The sequence below is a fragment of the Pseudomonas sp. R3-56 genome, assembly GCF_051132075.1.
GTDB lineage: Bacteria > Pseudomonadota > Gammaproteobacteria > Pseudomonadales > Pseudomonadaceae > Aquipseudomonas.
Genome location: NZ_CP071657.1, coordinates 4,051,829 through 4,071,471 on the forward strand (window position 1 = coordinate 4,051,829; position 19,643 = coordinate 4,071,471).

Here is a 19,643-nt window from a genome sequence, read left to right on the forward strand (position 1 = left end):
GCGCCCGCAGCTCGCCCCTACCTGCTCACTTTCCCCTCGAGCCCATCGTTCATCCCGTCGCCTCCCCGCCTGAACCGACTTGTACGCCAGCCTCCTGGTCAGCGAGCAGCCCTTCACACCAATGACTGGTGCGATTGACGAGCTGGAACCTTCCAGCCCGGAACGACCATCCATACAAGACGCGACGAGGTTTATTTCCATGGCACTGACACGCGAACAGCAAATTGCAGCCCTTGAAAAAGACTGGGCTGAAAACCCGCGCTGGAAAGGCGTGAAGCGCAATTATTCGGCTGCTGACGTCGTCCGTCTGCGTGGCTCGGTGCAACCTGAGCACACCTTCGCGAAAATGGGCGCCGAGAAGCTGTGGAACCTGGTCACCCAGGGCGCCAAGCCAGCCTTCCGTCCCGAGAAAGACTTCGTCAACTGCATGGGCGCCCTGACCGGCGGCCAGGCTGTGCAGCAGGTCAAGGCCGGTATCCAGGCCATCTACCTGTCGGGCTGGCAAGTGGCCGCGGACAACAACTCCGCCGAGTCCATGTACCCCGACCAGTCGCTGTACCCGGTGGATTCGGTTCCAACCGTGGTCAAGCGCATCAACAACTCGTTCCGTCGTGCCGACCAGATCCAGTGGAAAGCCGGCAAGAACCCGGGCGACGAAGGCTACATCGACTACTTCGCGCCAATCGTGGCTGACGCCGAAGCCGGTTTCGGCGGCGTACTGAACGCCTACGAACTGATGAAGAGCATGATCGAGGCAGGCGCCGCCGGCGTGCACTTCGAAGATCAGCTGGCCTCGGTTAAAAAATGCGGCCACATGGGCGGCAAGGTACTGGTTCCCACCCAGGAAGCCGTACAGAAGCTGACCGCCGCGCGCCTGGCCGCCGACGTTGCCGGCGTACCGACCATCATTCTGGCCCGTACCGACGCCAACGCCGCTGACCTGCTGACTTCCGACTGCGATCCGTACGACCAGCCGTTCGTCACCGGCACCCGTACCCAGGAAGGCTTCTACAAGGTGCGCGCCGGTCTCGACCAGGCCATCGCCCGTGGCCTGGCCTACGCCCCGTACGCCGACCTGATCTGGTGCGAAACCGCCAAGCCGGACCTGGACGAGGCCCGTCGCTTCGCCGAAGCGATCAAGAAGGAATACCCGGACCAACTGCTGTCGTACAACTGCTCGCCTTCCTTCAACTGGAAGAAAAACCTGGACGACGCGACCATCGCCAAGTTCCAGCGCGAACTGTCCGCCATGGGCTACAAGCACCAGTTCATCACCCTGGCCGGCATCCACAACATGTGGCACAGCATGTTCAACCTGGCGCACGACTACGCCCGCAACGACATGACCGCCTACGTGAAGCTGCAAGAGCAGGAGTTCGCTGACGCCGCCAAAGGCTACACCTTCGTGGCCCACCAGCAGGAAGTCGGCACCGGCTACTTCGACGACATGACCACGGTGATCCAGGGCGGTACCTCGTCGGTGACCGCACTGACCGGCTCGACCGAAGAAGAACAGTTCCACTGATTGCACGCGTAAACGGCCCTTGCGGACCGAATAAAAGCTAACCGCAAAGCCGACGATTTGAAGCCCCGACTGGTTCGGGGCTTTTTTTTGCCTATGCTTTAGCAGCAACGTCGTCACATGAAAGGATTTTGTGGCGAGGGAGCTTGCTCCCGCTGGCTGCGCAGCAGCCTTTTTGTGAGCGCTTCGCACTCAAGCGGGAGCAAGCTCCCTCGCCACAAGGATCCAGACAGCCCTCAAGGAAGCACTACCGCAGAAAAAACAAAAAGATTGATCGAACGCAGTAACGGGCAGTCTGAAAAAGAGTAAAACGGCCGGCGCTGACAACTGCGATCACCGCTATATAAGACATGTTCTCAGTTGTTGCATCGAGCCCATACGGCGATCGCAGGCCAAACAATAATAATTATCATTTGAAGGGCATTTCATTGTTACATCCAAAACGAAATTCCATTGTGAATTCGACAGCCAATCCCCACGGGGCCGGGCTCGCGAGGTCGTGGAGGCGCGCTATGTCCTTATTCCAATAAATAATTTCGCTATAGGAATTTTACTTGCCCGGTGTTTAGCCATAAAATCACCGCGATTGATTGCTGCGACATATCGTCACTGCGTTATTTCTTTTCAAGCTCAGAGACCTTTGCTCTCTGTTAAGGATTTCCAGCATGCCCGAAGCGACAGGACTCATGGCCCACAACTGGGGCTTTGCCATTTTCCTTCTGGGTGTTGTCGGCCTGTGTGCCTTCATGCTCGGCGTGTCGAGCCTGCTCGGGTCAAAAGCCTGGGGCCGCAGCAAGAATGAACCGTTCGAGTCCGGCATGCTGCCTACCGGTGGCGCCCGCTTGCGGCTCTCAGCCAAATTCTATCTGGTCGCGATGCTCTTCGTGATCTTCGATATCGAAGCCCTTTTTCTCTTTGCATGGTCTGTGTCCGTCCGCGAAAGCGGCTGGACCGGATTCGTCGAAGCTCTCGTTTTCATAGCAATTCTGTTGGCAGGTCTTGTCTACCTTTACCGGGTGGGGGCTCTTGATTGGGCTCCGGAAGCTCGGCGCAAGCGGCAGGCGAAGCTGAAACAATGAGGCTTTGGCAATGCAATACAATCTCACCAGGATCGACCCCGATGCTCCTAACGAGCAATATCCGATCGGCAAGCGGGAAACCGTTTCCGATCCGTTAGAGGATCAAGTTCACAAGAACATCTTCATGGGCAAGCTCGAAGACGTGCTGAACAGCACGGTCAACTGGGGTCGCAAGAACTCCCTGTGGCCGTACAACTTCGGCCTTTCGTGCTGCTACGTGGAAATGACCACCGCCTTCACGGCGCCCCACGACATCGCGCGCTTTGGCGCCGAGGTGATCCGGGCATCGCCGCGCCAGGCGGATTTCATGGTTATCGCCGGTACGCCGTTCCTGAAAATGGCTCCCATCATCCAGCGCCTGTACGAACAGATGCTGGAACCCAAGTGGGTCATTTCCATGGGCGCGTGTGCCAACTCCGGCGGCATGTACGACATTTATTCCGTGGTCCAGGGAGTCGACAAGTTCCTCCCGGTGGATGTCTACGTGCCCGGCTGCCCGCCCCGCCCCGAAGCGTTCCTGCAAGGCCTGATGCTGCTGCAGGAATCCATCGGCCAGGAGCGTCGCCCACTGTCCTGGGTCGTCGGTGATCAAGGCGTCTATCGCGCCGACATGCCGTCGCAAAAGGAACAGCGCCGCGAACAGCGAATCGCAGTCACCAACCTGCGCAGCCCCGACGAAGTCTGATCCAGCTCTGTTCTGTAGAAGAAACGAGAACCTGGCTTCATTCTTTACGTTGACCGAAAGCGATAAATAACCATGACTACAGGCAGTGCTCTGTACATCCCGCCTTACAAGGCAGACGACCAGGATGTGGTCGTCGAACTGAACAACCGCTTTGGCGCCGAGGCGTTCACCGCCCAGGCCACCCGCACCGGCATGCCGGTGCTTTGGGTTGCCCGCGCCAGGCTCATCGAAGTCCTGACTTTCCTGCGCAACCTGCCCAAGCCGTACGTCATGCTCTATGACCTGCACGGCGTGGACGAGCGCCTGCGCACCAAGCGCCAGGGGCTGCCGGGCGCCGACTTCACCGTGTTCTACCACCTGCTGTCGATCGAGCGTAATAGTGACGTAATGATCAAGGTCGCCTTGTCCGAGAGCGACCTCAGCGTGCCGACCGTGACCGGCATCTGGCCGAACGCCAATTGGTACGAGCGTGAAGTCTGGGACATGTTCGGCATCGACTTCCCCGGCCACCCGCACCTGACCCGCATCATGATGCCGCCGACCTGGGAAGGTCACCCGTTGCGCAAGGACTTCCCGGCCCGCGCCACCGAGTTCGACCCGTACAGCCTGACCCTGGCCAAGCAGCAGCTCGAGGAAGAATCCGCGCGCTTCAAGCCGGAAGACTGGGGCATGAAACGTTCCGGCGCCAACGAGGACTACATGTTCCTCAACCTGGGCCCGAACCACCCTTCGGCCCACGGTGCGTTCCGTATCATCCTGCAACTGGACGGTGAAGAGATCGTCGATTGCGTCCCGGACATCGGCTACCACCACCGTGGCGCCGAGAAGATGGGCGAGCGTCAGTCCTGGCACAGCTATATTCCGTACACCGACCGCATCGATTACCTCGGCGGTGTGATGAACAACCTGCCGTACGTCCTGTCGGTGGAAAAACTGGCGGGCATCACGGTGCCGGACCGGGTCAACGTGATCCGCATCATGATGGCCGAGTTCTTCCGCATCACCAGCCACCTGTTGTTCCTGGGTACCTATATCCAGGACGTGGGCGCCATGACGCCGGTGTTCTTCACCTTCACCGACCGCCAGAAAGCCTACACCGTGATCGAAGCCATCACCGGTTTCCGCCTGCACCCGGCGTGGTACCGCATCGGTGGCGTTGCCCACGACCTGCCGCGCGGCTGGGAAAAGCTGGTCAAGGATTTCGTCGAGTGGATGCCCAAGCGCCTGGACGAATACACCAAGGCAGCGTTGCAGAACAGCATCCTCAAGGGTCGTACCGTCGGCGTCGCCGCGTACAACACCAAGGAAGCGCTGGAATGGGGCGTCACCGGCCCGAGCCTGCGCGCCACCGGCCTTGATTTCGACCTGCGCAAGGCGCGCCCGTACTCCGGCTACGAGAATTTCGAGTTCGAAGTCCCGCTGGCGTCCAGCGGCGATGCCTATGACCGCTGCCTGGTTCGCGTCGAGGAAATGCGCCAGAGCGTCAAGATCATCGAGCAATGCATGCGCAACATGCCGGAAGGCCCGTACAAGGCGGACCACCCGCTGACCACGCCGCCGCCAAAAGAGCGCACGCTGCAACACATCGAGACCCTGATCACGCACTTCCTGCAGGTTTCGTGGGGCCCGGTCATGCCGGCCAACGAATCCTTCCAGATGATCGAAGCGACCAAGGGCATCAACAGTTATTACCTGACGAGCGATGGCGGCACCATGAGCTACCGCACCCGGATTCGCACCCCAAGCTACCCGCACCTGCAGCAGATCCCTTCGGTGATCAAAGGCAGCATGGTCGCGGACTTGATCGCGTACCTGGGTAGTATCGATTTCGTTATGGCCGACGTGGACCGCTAAGCATGAACAGCACGCTTATCCAGACAGACCGTTTCGCCCTGAGCGAAACCGAGCGCTCGGCCATCGAGCACGAGCTGCATCACTACGAAGACCCGCGCGCGGCGTCGATCGAAGCCCTGAAGATCGTCCAGAAGGAACGTGGCTGGGTGCCCGATGGCGCGCTCTATGCCATCGGCGAAATCCTCGGCATTCCGGCCAGCGACGTCGAAGGTGTCGCCACGTTCTACAGCCAGATTTTCCGCCAGCCGGTCGGCCGCCACATCATTCGCGTCTGCGACAGCATGGTCTGCTACATCGGCGGCCACGAGTCGGTGGTCAGCGAAATCCAGGGCAAGCTGGGCATCGGCCTGGGCCAGACCACCGCTGACGGCCGCTTCACGCTGCTGCCGGTGTGCTGCCTGGGCAACTGCGACAAGGCACCGGCGCTGATGATCGACGACGACACCTTTGGTGACGTCAAGCCGGATGGCGTCGCCAAACTGCTGGAGGGCTACGTATGACCCTGACTTCCTTCGGGCCCGCCAACCGCATCCAGCGTTCGGCCGAAACCCATCCCCTGACCTGGCGCCTGCGTGACGATGGCGAGGCGGTATGGCTGGACGAATACCAGGCGAAGAACGGCTATGCCGCCGCGCGCAAGGCGTTCGCCGACATGGCTGCCGACGACATCGTCCAGACCGTGAAGGACGCCGGCCTCAAGGGCCGTGGCGGTGCGGGCTTCCCCACGGGCGTGAAGTGGGGCCTGATGCCCAAGGACGAGTCCATCAACATCCGCTACCTGCTGTGCAACGCGGACGAGATGGAACCCAACACCTGGAAAGACCGTATGCTGATGGAGCAACTGCCCCATCTGCTGATCGAAGGCATGCTGATCAGTGCCCGCGCGCTGAAAACCTACCGTGGCTACATCTTCCTGCGCGGCGAATACACCACCGCCGCCAGGCACCTGAACCGTGCCGTCGAAGAAGCCAAGGCCGCAGGCCTGCTGGGCAAGAACATCCTGGGCTCAGGCTTCGACTTCGAGCTGTTCGTCCACACCGGCGCCGGGCGCTACATCTGCGGTGAAGAAACCGCGCTGATCAACTCCCTCGAAGGTCGTCGCGCCAACCCGCGCTCCAAGCCGCCCTTCCCCGCCGCTGTTGGCGTGTGGGGCAAGCCGACCTGCGTGAACAACGTCGAGACCTTGTGCAACGTGCCGGCGATCATCGCCGACGGCGTGGACTGGTACAAATCCCTGGCCCGTGACGGCAGCGAAGACATGGGCACCAAGCTCATGGGCTTCTCCGGCAAGGTCAAGAACCCTGGCCTGTGGGAACTGCCGTTCGGCGTCACCGCCCGCGAGCTGTTCGAGGACTATGCCGGCGGCATGCGCGACGGCTACAAGCTCAAGTGCTGGCAGCCCGGCGGCGCCGGTACCGGTTTCCTGTTGCCGGAACACCTGGACGCACAAATGTATGCCGGCGGCATCGCCAAGGTCGGCACCCGGATGGGTACCGGCCTGGCGATGGCGGTGGACGACAGCGTCAACATGGTTTCCCTGCTGCGCAACATGGAACAGTTTTTCGCCCGCGAGTCCTGCGGTTTCTGCACCCCTTGCCGCGATGGCCTGCCATGGAGCGTCAAGCTGCTGATGGCCATCGAGAACGGTGAAGGCCAGCCCGGCGACATCGAGACCCTGCTGGGTCTGGTCGGCTTCCTCGGCCCAGGCAAGACCTTCTGTGCTCACGCACCGGGTGCCGTGGAGCCGTTGGGCAGCGCAATCAAATACTTCCGCCCTGAGTTCGAGGCCGGCATCGCGCCAACCCGCGCGGGCGATCTTAATCAGGTGGTCACGCCGACCATGGTCGGCGCGTAACGACGCTTAACAAGGCGAAGGGTCCGTGCCCTTCGCCTTTCGTTCGATGACGCCTTTTCACCGAGGCTGTTTGGATTCGGACGAACAACAAGATTCCATTAGCCACGCCCGCTGACACCGGGCCAACGAAGAACTTTGAACCATGGCCACTATCCACGTAGACGGCAAAGAGCTCGAAGTCGATGGCGCAGACAACCTGTTACAGGCATGTCTGTCGCTGGGCCTCGACATTCCTTATTTCTGCTGGCACCCCGCCCTTGGCAGCGTTGGCGCCTGTCGCCAGTGCGCGGTCAAGCAGTACACCGACGAGAACGACAAGCGTGGTCGTATCGTCATGTCCTGCATGACCCCCGCCACCGACGGCAGCTGGATCTCCATCGACGACGAAGAAGCGAAAGTGTTTCGCGCCAGCGTCGTCGAATGGCTGATGACCAACCACCCTCACGACTGCCCGGTCTGTGAGGAAGGCGGCCACTGCCACCTGCAAGACATGACCGTGATGACCGGCCACAACGAGCGCCGTTATCGCTTCACCAAGCGCACCCACCAGAACCAGGACCTCGGCCCGTTCATTTCCCACGAGATGAACCGCTGCATCGCCTGCTACCGTTGCGTGCGTTTCTACAAGGACTACGCCGGCGGCACCGACCTCGGTGTGTTCGGCGCCCACGACAACGTGTACTTCGGTCGCGTTGAAGACGGCACCCTGGAAAGCGAGTTCTCCGGCAACCTCACCGAGGTCTGCCCGACCGGTGTATTCACCGACAAGACTCACTCCGAGCGCTACAACCGCAAGTGGGACATGCAGTTCTCACCAAGCATCTGCCACGGCTGCTCCAGCGGCTGCAACATCAGCCCGGGCGAACGCTACGGCGAACTGCGGCGCATCGAGAACCGCTACAACGGTTCGGTGAACCAGTATTTCCTCTGCGACCGTGGCCGTTTCGGCTATGGCTACGTCAATCGCAAGGACCGCCCGCGCCAGCCGCTGCTCGCCAATGGCGCCAAGCTGAGCCTGGACGAAGCCCTGGACAAGGCCGCCGAACTGCTGCGCGGTCGCAACATTGTCGGCATCGGTTCGCCACGGGCCAGCCTGGAAAGCAACTACGCCCTGCGTGAGCTGGTCGGCGCCGAGCACTTCTACAGCGGCATCGAAGCCGGCGAGCTGGAACGTATTCGCCTGGTGCTGCAAGTGCTCAAGGACAGCCCACTGCCCGTGCCGACGATGCGCGACATCGAAGATCACGACGCGGTGTTCGTCCTCGGCGAAGACCTGACCCAGACCGCCGCCCGCATGGCCCTGGCCCTGCGCCAGTCGGTAAAAGGCAAGGCCGAGGACATGGCCGACGCCATGCGCGTCCAGCCATGGCTCGACGCTGCGGTGAAGAACATCGGCCAGCACGCGCTGAACCCGCTGTTCATCGCCAGCCTCGCTGAAACCAAGCTCGACGACGTCGCCGAAGAATGCGTCCACGCCGCTCCGGACGACCTCGCGCGCATCGGTTTTGCCGTCGCCCACGCCCTGGACGCCAGCGCCCCGGCCGTCGACGGCCTGGACAGCGAAGCCGCCGGCCTGGCCCAGCGCATCGCCGACGCCCTGCTGGCGGCCAAGCGTCCATTGATCATCGCCGGCACCTCGCTGGGTTCCAAGGCGCTGATCGAAGCCGCCGCCAACATCGCCAAGGCCCTGAAGCTGCGCGAGAAGAACGGTTCCATCAGCCTGGTCGTGCCGGAAGCCAACAGCCTCGGCCTGGCCATGCTCGGTGGCGAATCGGTCGATGCCGCCCTGCAAGCAGTGATCGACGGCAGCGCCGATGCCATCGTGGTGCTGGAGAACGACCTGTTCACCCGCACCGACAATGCCAAGGTCGATGCTGCGCTGAACGCTGCCAAGGTAGTGATCGTCGCCGACCATCAGAAAACCGCCACCACCGACCGCGCCGACCTGGTGCTGCCGGCGGCGAGCTTCGCCGAAGGCGACGGTACGCTGGTCAGCCAGGAAGGTCGCGCCCAGCGCTTCTTCCAGGTCTTTGACCCGCAATACCTGGACGCCAGCATCCTGGTCCACGAAGGCTGGCGCTGGCTGCATGCCTTGCGCGCGACCCTGCTGAACCAGCCGATCGACTGGACCCAGCTGGACCACGTCACCGCCGCCGTCGCTTCGAGCAGCCCGCAGTTGAACCGCATCGTCGACGCCGCGCCGTCCGCCGCGTTCCGCATCAAGGGCCTGAAGCTGGCGCGCGAACCGCTGCGCTACTCCGGTCGCACCGCGATGCGCGCGAACATCAGCGTGCACGAACCGCGTATGCCGCAGGACCAGGACACCGCGTTCGCCTTCTCCATGGAAGGTTACTCGGGCTCCGCCGAACCGCGCTCCCAGGTGCCGTTCGCCTGGTCGCCGGGCTGGAACTCGCCGCAAGCCTGGAACAAGTTCCAGGACGAAGTCGGCGGTCACCTGCGCGCCGGTGATCCGGGCACCCGCCTGATCGAAAGCCAGGGCGATGGCCTCGGCTGGTTCGCCAGCGTGCCACGCGCCTTCAATCCGGCACCGGGCACCTGGCAGGTCGTGCCGTTCCATCACCTGTTCGGCAGTGAAGAGAACTCTTCCAAGGCCGAGCCGGTGCAGGAGCGCATCCCGGCGGCCTACGTGTCGCTGGCCAAGTCCGAAGCCGATCGCCTGGGCGTCAACGATGGCGCCTTGCTGAGCCTGAACGTTGCGGGCCGGACCTTGCGTCTGCCGCTGCGCATCAATGAAGAACTGGGCGCCGGCCTGGTGGCCCTGCCGGCTGGCCTGGCGGGCATTCCACCGGCGATTTTCGGCAAGACTGTCGACGGTCTGCAGGAGGCGGCGCAATGAGCTGGTTCACCCCTGAAGTGATCGCGGTGATCCTGACGGTCCTCAAGGCCATCGTGATCCTGCTGGCCGTGGTGGTCTGCGGCGCGTTGCTGAGCTTCGTCGAACGTCGCCTGCTCGGCTGGTGGCAGGACCGCTACGGTCCGAACCGCGTCGGCCCGTTCGGCATGTTCCAGATCGCCGCCGACATGATCAAGATGTTCTTCAAGGAAGACTGGACCCCGCCGTTTGCCGACAAGGTGATCTTCACCCTGGCACCGGTCGTGGCCATGAGCGCCTTGCTGATCGCCTTCGCGGTCATCCCGATCACCCCGACCTGGGGCGTGGCGGACCTGAACATCGGCCTGCTGTTCTTCTTCGCCATGGCCGGTCTGTCGGTGTACGCGGTGCTGTTCGCCGGTTGGTCGAGCAACAACAAGTTCGCCCTGCTCGGCAGCCTGCGGGCCTCGGCCCAGACCGTGTCCTATGAAGTGTTCATGGGCCTGTCGCTGATGGGCATCGTGATCCAGGCCGGCTCGTTCAACATGCGCGACATCGTCGAGTACCAGGCCCAGAACCTGTGGTTCATCATTCCGCAGTTCTTCGGTTTCTGTACCTTCTTCATCGCCGGCGTCGCCGTGACTCACCGTCACCCCTTCGACCAGCCGGAAGCGGAACAGGAACTGGCCGACGGTTACCACATTGAATATGCCGGCATGAAATGGGGCATGTTCTTCGTTGGCGAGTACATCGGCATCATCCTGATCTCGGCGCTGCTGGTAACGCTGTTCTTCGGTGGCTGGCACGGTCCGTTCGGCATCCTGCCGCAACTGTCCTTCGTCTGGTTCGCCCTGAAGACCGCGTTTTTCATCATGCTGTTCGTCCTGCTGCGCGCCTCGATCCCGCGCCCACGCTACGACCAGGTGATGGACTTCAGCTGGAAATTCTGCCTGCCGCTGACCCTGATCAACATGCTGGTGACCGCTGCGATCGTTTTGATGAACGCGCCTGCGGCCGCGGTTCAGTGAGGATTTGACCCATGTTCAAATATATTGGCGACATCGTTAAGGGTACCGGTACCCAACTGCGAAGCCTGGTCATGATCTTCGGCCATGGCTTTCGCAAGCGCGACACCCTGCAATACCCGGAAGAAGCGGTCTACCTGGCGCCGCGTTATCGCGGCCGTATCGTCCTGACCCGCGACCCCGACGGTGAGGAACGCTGCGTGGCCTGCAACCTGTGCGCCGTGGCGTGCCCGGTAGGTTGCATCTCGCTGCAGAAAGCCGAGACCGAAGACGGTCGCTGGTACCCGGACTTCTTCCGTATCAACTTCTCGCGCTGCATTTTCTGCGGGTTGTGCGAGGAAGCGTGCCCGACCACCGCGATCCAGCTCACGCCGGATTTCGAAATGGCCGACTTCAAGCGTCAGGACCTGGTGTACGAGAAAGAAGACTTGCTGATTTCCGGTCCCGGTAAAAACCCTGATTACAACTTCTATCGTGTTGCAGGTATGGCCATTGCCGGTAAGCCGAAAGGCGCCGCGCAGAACGAAGCCGAACCGATCAACGTGAAGAGCTTGCTGCCTTAAGGAAGAAAGATGGAATTCGCTTTCTATTTCGCATCGGGTATCGCGGTGGTGTCCACGCTTCGTGTGGTCACCAACACCAACCCTGTGCACGCCCTGCTCTACCTGATCATTTCGCTGATCGCCGTGGCCATGACCTTCTTCGCTCTCGGAGCACCGTTCGCCGGTGCCCTGGAAGTGATCGCCTACGCCGGCGCCATCATGGTGCTGTTCGTATTCGTGGTGATGATGCTCAACCTGGGTCCGGCGGCCGTCCAGCAGGAACGCTCCTGGCTCAAGCCGGGCATCTGGGCCGGGCCGGTGATTCTCTCCGCGCTGCTGCTGGGTGAACTGCTGTATGTGCTGTTCGCCCACCAGAGCGGCCAGGCCATCGGCCACACCACCGTAGGCGCCAAGGCCGTGGGCATCAGCCTGTTCGGTCCGTACCTGCTGGTGGTCGAACTCGCCTCGATGCTGCTGCTTGCCGCAGTTGTCACGGCGTTCCATTTGGGCCGTAACGAGGCGAAGGAGTAATCACATGCCTGCTATCCCTCTTGAGCATGGTCTGGCGGTTGCCGGCATCCTGTTCTGTCTCGGTCTGGTCGGCCTGATGGTCCGCCGCAACATTCTGTTCGTGCTGATGAGCCTGGAGGTCATGATGAATGCCTCCGCCCTGGCCTTCATCGTCGCGGGCGCGCGCTGGGCGCAACCGGATGGACAGATCATGTTCATCCTGGTGATCAGCCTGGCAGCCGCGGAGGCCAGTATCGGCCTGGCGATCCTGTTGCAGCTGTACCGCCGCTTCCACACTCTCGATATTGACGCTGCCAGCGAGATGCGCGGATGAACCTTCTCTTCCTGACTTTCGTATTCCCCCTCATCGGTTTCCTGCTGCTGTCGTTCTCCCGTGGACGCTGGTCGGAAAACCTTTCGGCGCTGGTTGGCGTGGGCTCGATCGGCCTGTCCGCCCTCGTCACGGCCTATGTGATCTGGCAATTCAACGTCGCCCCACCGGAAGGTGGCCGGTACGTGCAGGTGCTGTGGCAGTGGATGGCGGTGGAAGGCTTCACGCCGAACTTCGCCCTCTACCTGGACGGCCTGTCGGTGACCATGCTCGGCGTGGTGGTCGGCGTGGGTTTCCTGATCCACCTGTTCGCCTCTTGGTACATGCGCGGTGAAGCCGGTTACTCGCGCTTCTTCGCCTACACCAACCTGTTCATCGCCAGCATGCTGTTCCTGGTGCTCGGCGATAACCTGTTGTTCCTGTACTTCGGCTGGGAAGGCGTGGGCCTGTGCTCGTACCTGTTGATCGGTTTCTACTACAGCAACCGCAACAACGGTAACGCCGCGCTCAAGGCATTCATCGTGACCCGCATCGGCGACGTGTTCATGGCCATCGGCCTGTTCATCCTGTTCCAGCAACTGGGCACGCTGAACATCCAGGAGCTGCTGGTGCGTGCTCCGGAGCACTTCAAGGCCGGCGACTTCTGGATTGTCCTGGCGACCCTGATGCTGCTGGGCGGTGCTGTCGGTAAATCCGCGCAACTGCCGCTGCAGACCTGGCTGGCGGACGCGATGGCCGGCCCGACCCCGGTTTCGGCACTGATCCACGCCGCGACCATGGTCACCGCCGGTGTCTACCTGATCGCCCGTACCCACGGCTTGTTCGCCCTGGCGCCGGACATCCTGCACCTGGTCGGCCTCGTTGGCGGCGTGACCCTGGTGCTGGCCGGTTTTGCCGCGCTGGTGCAGACCGACATCAAGCGTATCCTCGCCTACTCGACCATGAGCCAGATCGGCTACATGTTCCTGGCCCTGGGTGTCGGCGCCTGGGAAGGCGCGATCTTCCACCTGATGACCCACGCGTTCTTCAAGGCCCTGCTGTTCCTTGCCTCCGGTGCGGTGATCGTTGCCTGCCACCACGAGCAGAACATCTTCAAGATGGGCGGCCTGTGGAAAAAACTGCCGTTGGCCTACGCCAGCTTTATCGTTGGCGGCGCGGCCCTGGCGGCCCTGCCACTGGTCACTGCCGGTTTCTACTCCAAGGACGAAATCCTCTGGGAAGCGTTCGCCAGCGGTAACCAGGGTCTGCTCTACGCCGGCCTGGTGGGTGCGTTCATGACCTCGCTGTACACCTTCCGCCTGATCTTCATCGCGTTCCACGGTGAAGCCAAGACCGAAGCCCACGCCGGCCACGGCATCGCCCACTGGCTGCCGCTGTCGGTGCTGATTGTGCTGTCGACCTTTGTCGGCGCAATGATCACCCCACCGCTGGCCGATGTGCTGCCGCAAAGCGTCGGCCATGCCGGCGGCGAAGCCAAGCACAGCCTGGAAATCGCCTCGGGTGCCATCGCCCTGGCGGGGATCCTGCTGGCCGCCCTGCTGTTCCTCGGCAAGCGCCGCTTCGTCACGGCCATCGCCAACAGCGGCATCGGGCGTTTCCTCTCGGCCTGGTGGTTCGCCGCCTGGGGCTTCGACTGGATCTACGACAAACTGTTCGTCAAGCCATACCTTGCGATCAGCCACATTCTGCGCAAAGACCCGCTCGACCAGACCATTGGCCTGATCCCGCGCATGGCCAAGGGCGGCCACACCGCCCTGAGCCGTACCGAGACCGGTCAACTGCGTTGGTATGCGGCTTCCATGGCGGCTGGCGCCGTGCTGGTTATCGGCGCCATCGTGCTGGTAGCGGTCTGATATGAACCTTGCGAACTTGCGAAAGGAAACGAGCCCGTCATGATTCTGCCCTGGCTAATCCTGATCCCCTTCATCGGCGGCCTGCTGTGCTGGATGGCGGAGCGTTCCAGCTCTACCCTCCCGCGCTGGATTGCGCTGCTGACCATGTCCCTGGAACTCGCGCTCGGCCTCTGGCTGTGGGCGACCGGCGACTATTCATTTGCACCGGCCCCTGGCGCCGATCCGACCTGGGCGCTTGAGTTCAAGCACACCTGGATCGAGCGCTTCGGCATCAGCGTGCACCTGGCCCTCGACGGCCTGTCGCTGCTGATGATCCTGCTGACCGGCCTGCTGGGTATTCTCTCGGTACTCTGCTCCTGGAAAGAGATCCAGCGTCACGTCGGCTTCTTCCACCTGAACCTGATGTGGATCCTGGGCGGTGTCGTCGGCGTGTTCCTGGCGCTGGACCTGTTCATGTTCTTCTTCTTCTGGGAAATGATGCTGGTGCCGATGTACTTCCTCATCGCGCTCTGGGGTCACAGTTCTTCGGACGGCAAGAAAACCCGGATCTACGCGGCGACCAAGTTCTTCATCTTCACCCAGGCTTCCGGTCTGATCATGCTGGTGGCGATCCTTGGCCTGGTGCTGGTGAACTTCAACAATACTGGCGTGATTACCTTCAATTACGCCGACCTGTTGAAAGTGCAGATGTCGCGCACCACCGAATACGTGCTGATGCTGGGCTTCTTCATCGCCTTCGCGGTGAAGCTGCCGGTGGTGCCGTTCCACTCCTGGCTGCCGGACGCCCACGCCCAGGCACCGACCGCCGGTTCCGTGGACCTGGCCGGTATCCTGTTGAAAACGGCGGCCTACGGCCTGCTGCGTTTCGCCCTGCCGCTGTTCCCGAATGCCTCGGCGGAGTTCGCGCCGATTGCCATGACCCTGGGCCTGATCGGGATTTTCTACGGTGCGTTCCTGGCGTTTGCCCAGAGCGATATCAAGCGCCTGATCGCCTTCTCCAGCGTCTCGCACATGGGCTTCGTGCTGATCGGGATCTACTCCGGCAGCCAGCTGGCCCTGCAAGGCGCGGTGATCCAGATGCTCGCCCACGGCCTGTCGGCCGCGGCGCTGTTTATCCTCAGCGGTCAGTTGTACGAGCGCCTGCACACCCGGGACATGCGTGAAATGGGCGGCATCTGGTCGCGCATCGCCTACCTGCCGGCCATCAGCCTGTTCTTCGCAGCCGCGTCCCTGGGCCTGCCAGGCACCGGCAACTTCGTCGGCGAGTTCCTGATCCTGATCGGCTCGTTCGTCAGCGCACCGTGGATCACCGCGATCGCGACGTCCGGCCTGGTGTTCGGTTCGGTCTACTCGCTGATCATGATCCACCGCGCCTACTTCGGTCCGGCCAAGTCGGACGAAGTGTTGCGGGGCATGGACGGTCGCGAACTGATCATGGTGCTCGGCCTTGCGGTGCTGCTGGTTTACCTCGGCGTCTACCCGCAACCGTTCCTCGACACCTCTGCCGCCACGATGCATGGCGTGCAGCAGTGGCTCGGCACCGCCTTCTCTCAACTCGCTTCGGCCCGGTAAGAGCGCTATGGAATTCACGATTCAACACTTTATCGCGCTTGCGCCGCTGTTGATCACCAGCGCCACGATCATCGTGGTGATGCTGGCGATCGCCTGGCGGCGCAATCACTCGCAGACCTTCCTGCTGTCGGTGGCGGGGCTGAACCTGGCCTTGCTGTCGATCCTGCCGGCCCTGAAAGTCGCGCCATTGGCGGTCACGCCACTGATCCAGATCGACAGCTTCGCCTGCCTGTACATGGCGCTGATCCTGGTCGCCACCCTCGCCTGCGTCACCCTCGCCCACGCCTACCTGGGTGACGGCGGTTCGGGTTACCCGGGCAACCGCGAAGAACTGTACCTGCTGATCCTGATGGCCGCCGCCGGTGGCCTGGTCCTGGTCAGCGCGCAGCACCTGGCCAGCCTGTTCATTGGCCTGGAGCTGCTGTCGGTACCGGTCTACGGCCTGGTGGCCTATGCCTTCTTCAACAAGCGCTCCCTGGAAGCCGGCATCAAGTACATGGTGCTGTCGGCGGCCGGTTCCGCGTTCCTGTTGTTCGGCATGGCCCTGCTCTACGCCGAAGCCGGCACCCTGAGCTTCGTCGGCATCGGCCAGGCCTTGGCGGCCACCGGCCTGCCTAGCCCGATCGCGCAACTGGGCCTGGGCATGATGCTGATCGGCCTGGCGTTCAAGCTGTCGCTGGTGCCCTTCCACCTCTGGACCCCGGACGTCTACGAAGGCGCCCCGGCGCCGGTGGCGGCGTTCCTGGCGACCGCTTCGAAAGTGGCGGTGTTCGCGGTGATGGTGCGGCTGTTCCAGATCTCGCCAGTGGCCAGTAGCGGTGTGCTGAGCAATGTGCTGACGATCATCGCCATCGCGTCGATCCTGTTCGGTAACCTGCTGGCGCTGACCCAGAGCAACCTCAAGCGTCTGCTCGGTTACTCGTCCATCGCCCACTTCGGCTACCTGCTGATCGCCCTGATCGCCAGCAAAGGCCTGGCCGTGGAAGCCATCGGCGTGTATCTGGTGACCTACGTGATCACCAGCCTCGGCGCCTTCGGCGTGATCACCCTGATGTCCTCGCCGTACAACGGCCGCGACGCCGACGCCCTGTACGAATACCGCGGCCTGTTCTGGCGTCGTCCGTACCTGACCGCCGTGCTGACCGTGATGATGCTGTCCCTGGCCGGCATCCCGCTGACCGCCGGCTTCATCGGCAAGTTCTACATCATCGCCACCGGCGTCGAGGCCCACCAATGGTGGCTGGTCGGCTCCCTGGTGCTGGGCAGTGCCATCGGCGTGTTCTACTACCTGCGCGTGATGGTCACCCTGTACCTGATGGAACCGAACCTGCGTCGTCACGATGCCGAGTTGCACTGGGAACAGAAGGCTGGCGGCGTGATGCTGCTGGCCATCGCCGTCCTGGCGTTCTTCCTCGGTGTGTACCCGCAACCGTTGCTGACGCTGGTCCAGCAGGCGGGCCTGACCGGCTGAGTGCCTGAGCGTCATCGCTGACAAAAAATGCCCGTATCGTGAGATGCGGGCATTTTTTTTGATCTGGATTTAAAACCGTGGCGAGGGAGCTTGCTCCCTCGCCACGGTTTGGTGTCTTTCCGAGATTGTTATTAGGTTTGATTATTTTTTTGTCAGCTTGAATCCTAATCAGTCATCTATAATCATCACCGCCAACCGCCAAGGAGAATTCCGTCATGACAACCACCACGAAAACCCGGTCGGTCACCGCTCATGTCCCGGTGGACCTGGCTGAAAAAGTCGATCTGATGGCCGAGCGCCTTGAGCGCTCCAGGAACTGGATCGTCAAACAAGCGCTATCTGCCTGGATCGAACAGGAGGAGGAACGCAGCCGCCTGACTCATGAGGCGTTGGCCGATGTTGACGCTGGCCGTGTGGTTGACCATCAGGCTGTCCAGGCTTGGGCCGATAGCCTCAGCACTGACGCTCCGTTACCGGTACCGCGCTGATGGAGTTGAAGTGGACCAGCAAGGCGCTTTCCGACATCGCCCGACTTTACGAATTTCTGGCGCTGGTGAATCAACCCGCCGCCGCGCGAACAGTGCAACAGCTCACGGCGGCGCCTACCGCTCTGCTGGCCAACCCGCGCATGGGTGAGCGCCTGGAAGAGTTCGACCCTCGGAACGTGCGCAGAATCCAGGTCGGCCCCTACGAAATGCGCTATGAAATAATCGGCTCCACCCTTTACCTGCTACGCCTGTGGCACACACGCGAAGATCGATGACCTGGGCTCGATCAGCCACCAGCGCCCTCGGCAGCGCAAAGTGCAAGGCGTTTTCAGCGGGTCTCATGCAGCCTGCACGATGGCGAAAATTCTCGATAATTTAAGTCATTGATTCCAAAGATTTTTATCAAGCGACTCGGCTGGCACGGTGGATGCACCTGTCCTTGTTACGTGGCGTCGGCGCTTGAAGCCGGCCCGCATCCGTGAATGACCGAGGAGCAACACATGAACGCCATCGACCTGTTGAAAGCCGACCATGAACGCGTGAAGGGCATCCTGTCCCAGTTGAGCGAATCAACCGACCGCGCCATCAAGAAACGCACCGAACTGTTGGCCAAGCTGGAAATGGAAGTGTCCATCCATACCCGCCTGGAAGAAGAAATCCTTTATCCGGCCTTCAAGCAGGAAGGTGGCAAGGATGAAGCCGAGATGTACTACGAAGCCAAGGAAGAGCACCGTACCGTCGATTCCCTGGTGCTGCCCGACCTGAAAAACACCGACCCTTCCCAACCTGAGTTCGCCGGTCGCGTGAAAGTGGTCAAGGAGCTGCTCGAGCATCACATCGAAGAAGAAGAGGAAGAAATGTTCCCTAAAGCCGAAGAAATCCTCGGCAAGGCCAAGCTCGAAGAACTGGGCAACCAGATGGAAGCCGTGAAGGCCCAGTACAAAAAAGAGTTCACCGCCAACCTGGCTGCCTGATCCAGGCGTCTCGAAATTCAGCCGTCCCAGGGACGGCTGAATGCGTTTTGCGCCACCTACTGCATGTGTTCACGCAAGAATTCCACCAACGCCTGCACCGGTCGCGAGCTTTGTCGGTGTTGCGGATAGACCGCCGACAGCGTCAATGGCTCGGTCTCGAATCCCTCCAACACCTGGATCAGCCGCCCATCCCTTAACGCCTCACCGAGGATGAAGGTCGGCAGATAAGTAATCCCCATGCCGGCAATCGCCGCATCCCTGAGCAAGTCACCGTTATTGGCACGCATGCGCCCCACCACTTCCAGCGCCAACGGCTTGCCCTTTCCGGCGAATCGCCACTGCACCTGACGGCTGTGCCCGTACGGCAAACAGTCGTGGCTGCGCAGGTCTTCCGGTCGCGTCGGCGTGCCTCGCTGCGCCAGGTAGGCGGCGCTGGCGCAATACACTCGCTCGATACTCGCAATGCGCCGGGCGATCAGGGTCGAATCTTCCAGCACGCCGATCCTCAGTGCGAGGTCGTACCCCTCCCCCAGCAGGTCCACCGAACGATCACTCAGGTCGACCTCCACGGTGACATCCGGGTAGCGCTGCAAGAACAGCGGCAGCAGGCTGCCCAGGTGCGCCACGGCGAAGGACAACGGAGCGCTGAGGCGGATGGTTCCGCGCGGCTCGCTGGTCTGGCCACTGATGCCCTGCTCCACCTGCTCGACTTCGCTGAGCAGGCGCAACGCCGCCTCGTGATAACGCTGGCCCAGCGGAGTGACGTCCAGCCGGCGCGTCGAGCGATTGAGCAACCGAACCCCCAGCCGCTGCTCCAGCTCCATCAACTTGCGACTGACGAACTGCTTGGACAGCCCGAGCTTGTCCGCCGCGGCGGTGAAACTGCCCGACTCCATGACCTGGGCAAAGATGCGCATTTCTTCGAAGGGGTTCATTGTCATTCCGTGGGTGGGGCTTTATTTAGACATCCAAGCCGAATACAAACCTGTGGCGAGGGGATTTATCCCCGCTGGGCTGCGCAGCAGCCCCAATATTCAAATATGTGAGCA

Annotated in this window: 18 protein-coding genes; 17 read left to right on the top strand and 1 reads right to left on the bottom strand. The window is 61.9% G+C overall.

Annotation, left to right across the window (positions count from 1 at the left end):
• The first annotated feature begins 199 nt into the window (after positions 1 to 199).
• From aceA to J3P96_RS18390, 17 genes are all read left to right on the top strand, one after another.
• Complete coding sequence (aceA, locus tag J3P96_RS18310; RefSeq protein WP_014337679.1) at positions 200 to 1,525, top strand: isocitrate lyase; 1,326 nt, start codon at positions 200 to 202, stop codon at positions 1,523 to 1,525.
• A gap of 662 nt (positions 1,526 to 2,187) precedes the next feature.
• On the top strand, positions 2,188 to 2,601 hold the full coding sequence (locus tag J3P96_RS18315) for an NADH-quinone oxidoreductase subunit A (RefSeq protein ID WP_030141323.1): 414 nt from the start codon (positions 2,188 to 2,190) through the stop codon (positions 2,599 to 2,601).
• A gap of 10 nt (positions 2,602 to 2,611) precedes the next feature.
• Positions 2,612 to 3,286: a NuoB/complex I 20 kDa subunit family protein gene (locus J3P96_RS18320; protein ID WP_186609323.1), complete on the top strand. Its 675-nt coding sequence runs from the start codon at positions 2,612 to 2,614 to the stop codon at positions 3,284 to 3,286.
• A gap of 72 nt (positions 3,287 to 3,358) precedes the next feature.
• Positions 3,359 to 5,140 (top strand): NADH-quinone oxidoreductase subunit C/D, encoded by a 1,782-nt coding sequence (gene nuoC, locus J3P96_RS18325; protein WP_434569023.1) that lies wholly within the window; start codon positions 3,359 to 3,361, stop codon positions 5,138 to 5,140.
• Positions 5,141 to 5,142: 2 nt separating this feature from the next.
• Entirely contained in the window at positions 5,143 to 5,640 is a 498-nt protein-coding gene (gene nuoE, locus J3P96_RS18330; protein ID WP_003180060.1) for an NADH-quinone oxidoreductase subunit NuoE, read from the top strand.
• Positions 5,637 to 6,995: an NADH-quinone oxidoreductase subunit NuoF gene (gene nuoF, locus J3P96_RS18335; protein ID WP_434652806.1), complete on the top strand. Its 1,359-nt coding sequence runs from the start codon at positions 5,637 to 5,639 to the stop codon at positions 6,993 to 6,995. Before nuoE ends, nuoF begins: the two co-directional genes overlap by 4 nt.
• Before the next feature lie 142 nt (positions 6,996 to 7,137).
• Positions 7,138 to 9,852 carry an NADH-quinone oxidoreductase subunit NuoG gene (nuoG, locus tag J3P96_RS18340; RefSeq protein WP_434569025.1) on the top strand — a complete coding sequence of 905 codons (2,715 nt, stop codon included), beginning with the start codon at positions 7,138 to 7,140 and terminating at the stop codon, positions 9,850 to 9,852.
• Complete coding sequence (nuoH, locus tag J3P96_RS18345) at positions 9,849 to 10,856, top strand: NADH-quinone oxidoreductase subunit NuoH (protein WP_186609329.1); 1,008 nt, start codon at positions 9,849 to 9,851, stop codon at positions 10,854 to 10,856. The genes nuoG and nuoH overlap by 4 nt, the downstream gene beginning before the upstream one ends.
• Positions 10,857 to 10,867: 11 nt before the next feature.
• Entirely contained in the window at positions 10,868 to 11,416 is a 549-nt protein-coding gene (nuoI, locus tag J3P96_RS18350; RefSeq protein WP_072392816.1) for an NADH-quinone oxidoreductase subunit NuoI, read from the top strand.
• Positions 11,417 to 11,425: 9 nt separating this feature from the next.
• A complete protein-coding gene (gene nuoJ / locus J3P96_RS18355) occupies positions 11,426 to 11,926 on the top strand; it encodes an NADH-quinone oxidoreductase subunit J (RefSeq protein ID WP_030141317.1) in 501 nt (166 codons plus the stop codon).
• A gap of 4 nt (positions 11,927 to 11,930) precedes the next feature.
• Complete coding sequence (gene nuoK / locus J3P96_RS18360) at positions 11,931 to 12,239, top strand: NADH-quinone oxidoreductase subunit NuoK (protein WP_003180046.1); 309 nt, start codon at positions 11,931 to 11,933, stop codon at positions 12,237 to 12,239.
• Entirely contained in the window at positions 12,236 to 14,089 is a 1,854-nt protein-coding gene (nuoL, locus tag J3P96_RS18365; protein WP_434603702.1) for an NADH-quinone oxidoreductase subunit L, read from the top strand. Before nuoK ends, nuoL begins: the two co-directional genes overlap by 4 nt.
• Positions 14,090 to 14,128: 39 nt before the next feature.
• Entirely contained in the window at positions 14,129 to 15,661 is a 1,533-nt protein-coding gene (nuoM, locus tag J3P96_RS18370; protein WP_434569028.1) for an NADH-quinone oxidoreductase subunit M, read from the top strand.
• 7 nt (positions 15,662 to 15,668) lie between these two features.
• Complete coding sequence (nuoN, locus tag J3P96_RS18375; RefSeq protein ID WP_003203388.1) at positions 15,669 to 17,132, top strand: NADH-quinone oxidoreductase subunit NuoN; 1,464 nt, start codon at positions 15,669 to 15,671, stop codon at positions 17,130 to 17,132.
• A gap of 215 nt (positions 17,133 to 17,347) precedes the next feature.
• The gene (locus J3P96_RS18380; protein ID WP_434603700.1) at positions 17,348 to 17,620 is read left to right on the top strand and encodes a CopG family ribbon-helix-helix protein; all 273 of its coding nucleotides are present in this window, start codon (positions 17,348 to 17,350) and stop codon (positions 17,618 to 17,620) included.
• On the top strand, positions 17,620 to 17,895 hold the full coding sequence (locus J3P96_RS18385) for a type II toxin-antitoxin system RelE/ParE family toxin (protein ID WP_434603698.1): 276 nt from the start codon (positions 17,620 to 17,622) through the stop codon (positions 17,893 to 17,895). Before J3P96_RS18380 ends, J3P96_RS18385 begins: the two co-directional genes overlap by 1 nt.
• Positions 17,896 to 18,120: 225 nt before the next feature.
• On the top strand, positions 18,121 to 18,594 hold the full coding sequence (locus J3P96_RS18390) for a hemerythrin domain-containing protein (RefSeq protein WP_305495568.1): 474 nt from the start codon (positions 18,121 to 18,123) through the stop codon (positions 18,592 to 18,594).
• A 56-nt stretch (positions 18,595 to 18,650) separates the two neighbouring features.
• Here J3P96_RS18390 and J3P96_RS18395 read toward each other — a convergent pair whose 3' ends face one another.
• On the bottom strand, positions 18,651 to 19,529 hold the full coding sequence (locus J3P96_RS18395) for a LysR family transcriptional regulator (RefSeq protein WP_434652809.1): 879 nt from the start codon (positions 19,527 to 19,529) through the stop codon (positions 18,651 to 18,653).
• Positions 19,530 to 19,643: the final 114 nt, after the last annotated feature.

Excerpts from the sequence above, each read along its gene's own strand:
- J3P96_RS18320 (WP_186609323.1), top strand. The coding sequence starts at position 2,612 with ATGCAATACAATCTCACCAGGATCGACCCCGATGCTCCTAACGAGCAA.
- aceA (WP_014337679.1), top strand. The coding sequence starts at position 200 with ATGGCACTGACACGCGAACAGCAAATTGCAGCCCTTGAAAAAGACTGG.
- nuoE (WP_003180060.1), top strand. The coding sequence starts at position 5,143 with ATGAACAGCACGCTTATCCAGACAGACCGTTTCGCCCTGAGCGAAACC.
- J3P96_RS18385 (WP_434603698.1), top strand. The coding sequence starts at position 17,620 with ATGGAGTTGAAGTGGACCAGCAAGGCGCTTTCCGACATCGCCCGACTT.
- nuoN (WP_003203388.1), top strand. The coding sequence starts at position 15,669 with ATGGAATTCACGATTCAACACTTTATCGCGCTTGCGCCGCTGTTGATC.
- nuoF (WP_434652806.1), top strand. The coding sequence starts at position 5,637 with ATGACCCTGACTTCCTTCGGGCCCGCCAACCGCATCCAGCGTTCGGCC.
- J3P96_RS18395 (WP_434652809.1), bottom strand. The coding sequence starts at position 19,529 with ATGAACCCCTTCGAAGAAATGCGCATCTTTGCCCAGGTCATGGAGTCG.
- J3P96_RS18315 (WP_030141323.1), top strand. The coding sequence starts at position 2,188 with ATGCCCGAAGCGACAGGACTCATGGCCCACAACTGGGGCTTTGCCATT.
- nuoI (WP_072392816.1), top strand. The coding sequence starts at position 10,868 with ATGTTCAAATATATTGGCGACATCGTTAAGGGTACCGGTACCCAACTG.
- nuoL (WP_434603702.1), top strand. The coding sequence starts at position 12,236 with ATGAACCTTCTCTTCCTGACTTTCGTATTCCCCCTCATCGGTTTCCTG.
- nuoJ (WP_030141317.1), top strand. The coding sequence starts at position 11,426 with ATGGAATTCGCTTTCTATTTCGCATCGGGTATCGCGGTGGTGTCCACG.
- nuoH (WP_186609329.1), top strand. The coding sequence starts at position 9,849 with ATGAGCTGGTTCACCCCTGAAGTGATCGCGGTGATCCTGACGGTCCTC.
- nuoC (WP_434569023.1), top strand. The coding sequence starts at position 3,359 with ATGACTACAGGCAGTGCTCTGTACATCCCGCCTTACAAGGCAGACGAC.
- nuoM (WP_434569028.1), top strand. The coding sequence starts at position 14,129 with ATGATTCTGCCCTGGCTAATCCTGATCCCCTTCATCGGCGGCCTGCTG.
- nuoK (WP_003180046.1), top strand. The coding sequence starts at position 11,931 with ATGCCTGCTATCCCTCTTGAGCATGGTCTGGCGGTTGCCGGCATCCTG.
- J3P96_RS18380 (WP_434603700.1), top strand. The coding sequence starts at position 17,348 with ATGACAACCACCACGAAAACCCGGTCGGTCACCGCTCATGTCCCGGTG.
- nuoG (WP_434569025.1), top strand. The coding sequence starts at position 7,138 with ATGGCCACTATCCACGTAGACGGCAAAGAGCTCGAAGTCGATGGCGCA.
- J3P96_RS18390 (WP_305495568.1), top strand. The coding sequence starts at position 18,121 with ATGAACGCCATCGACCTGTTGAAAGCCGACCATGAACGCGTGAAGGGC.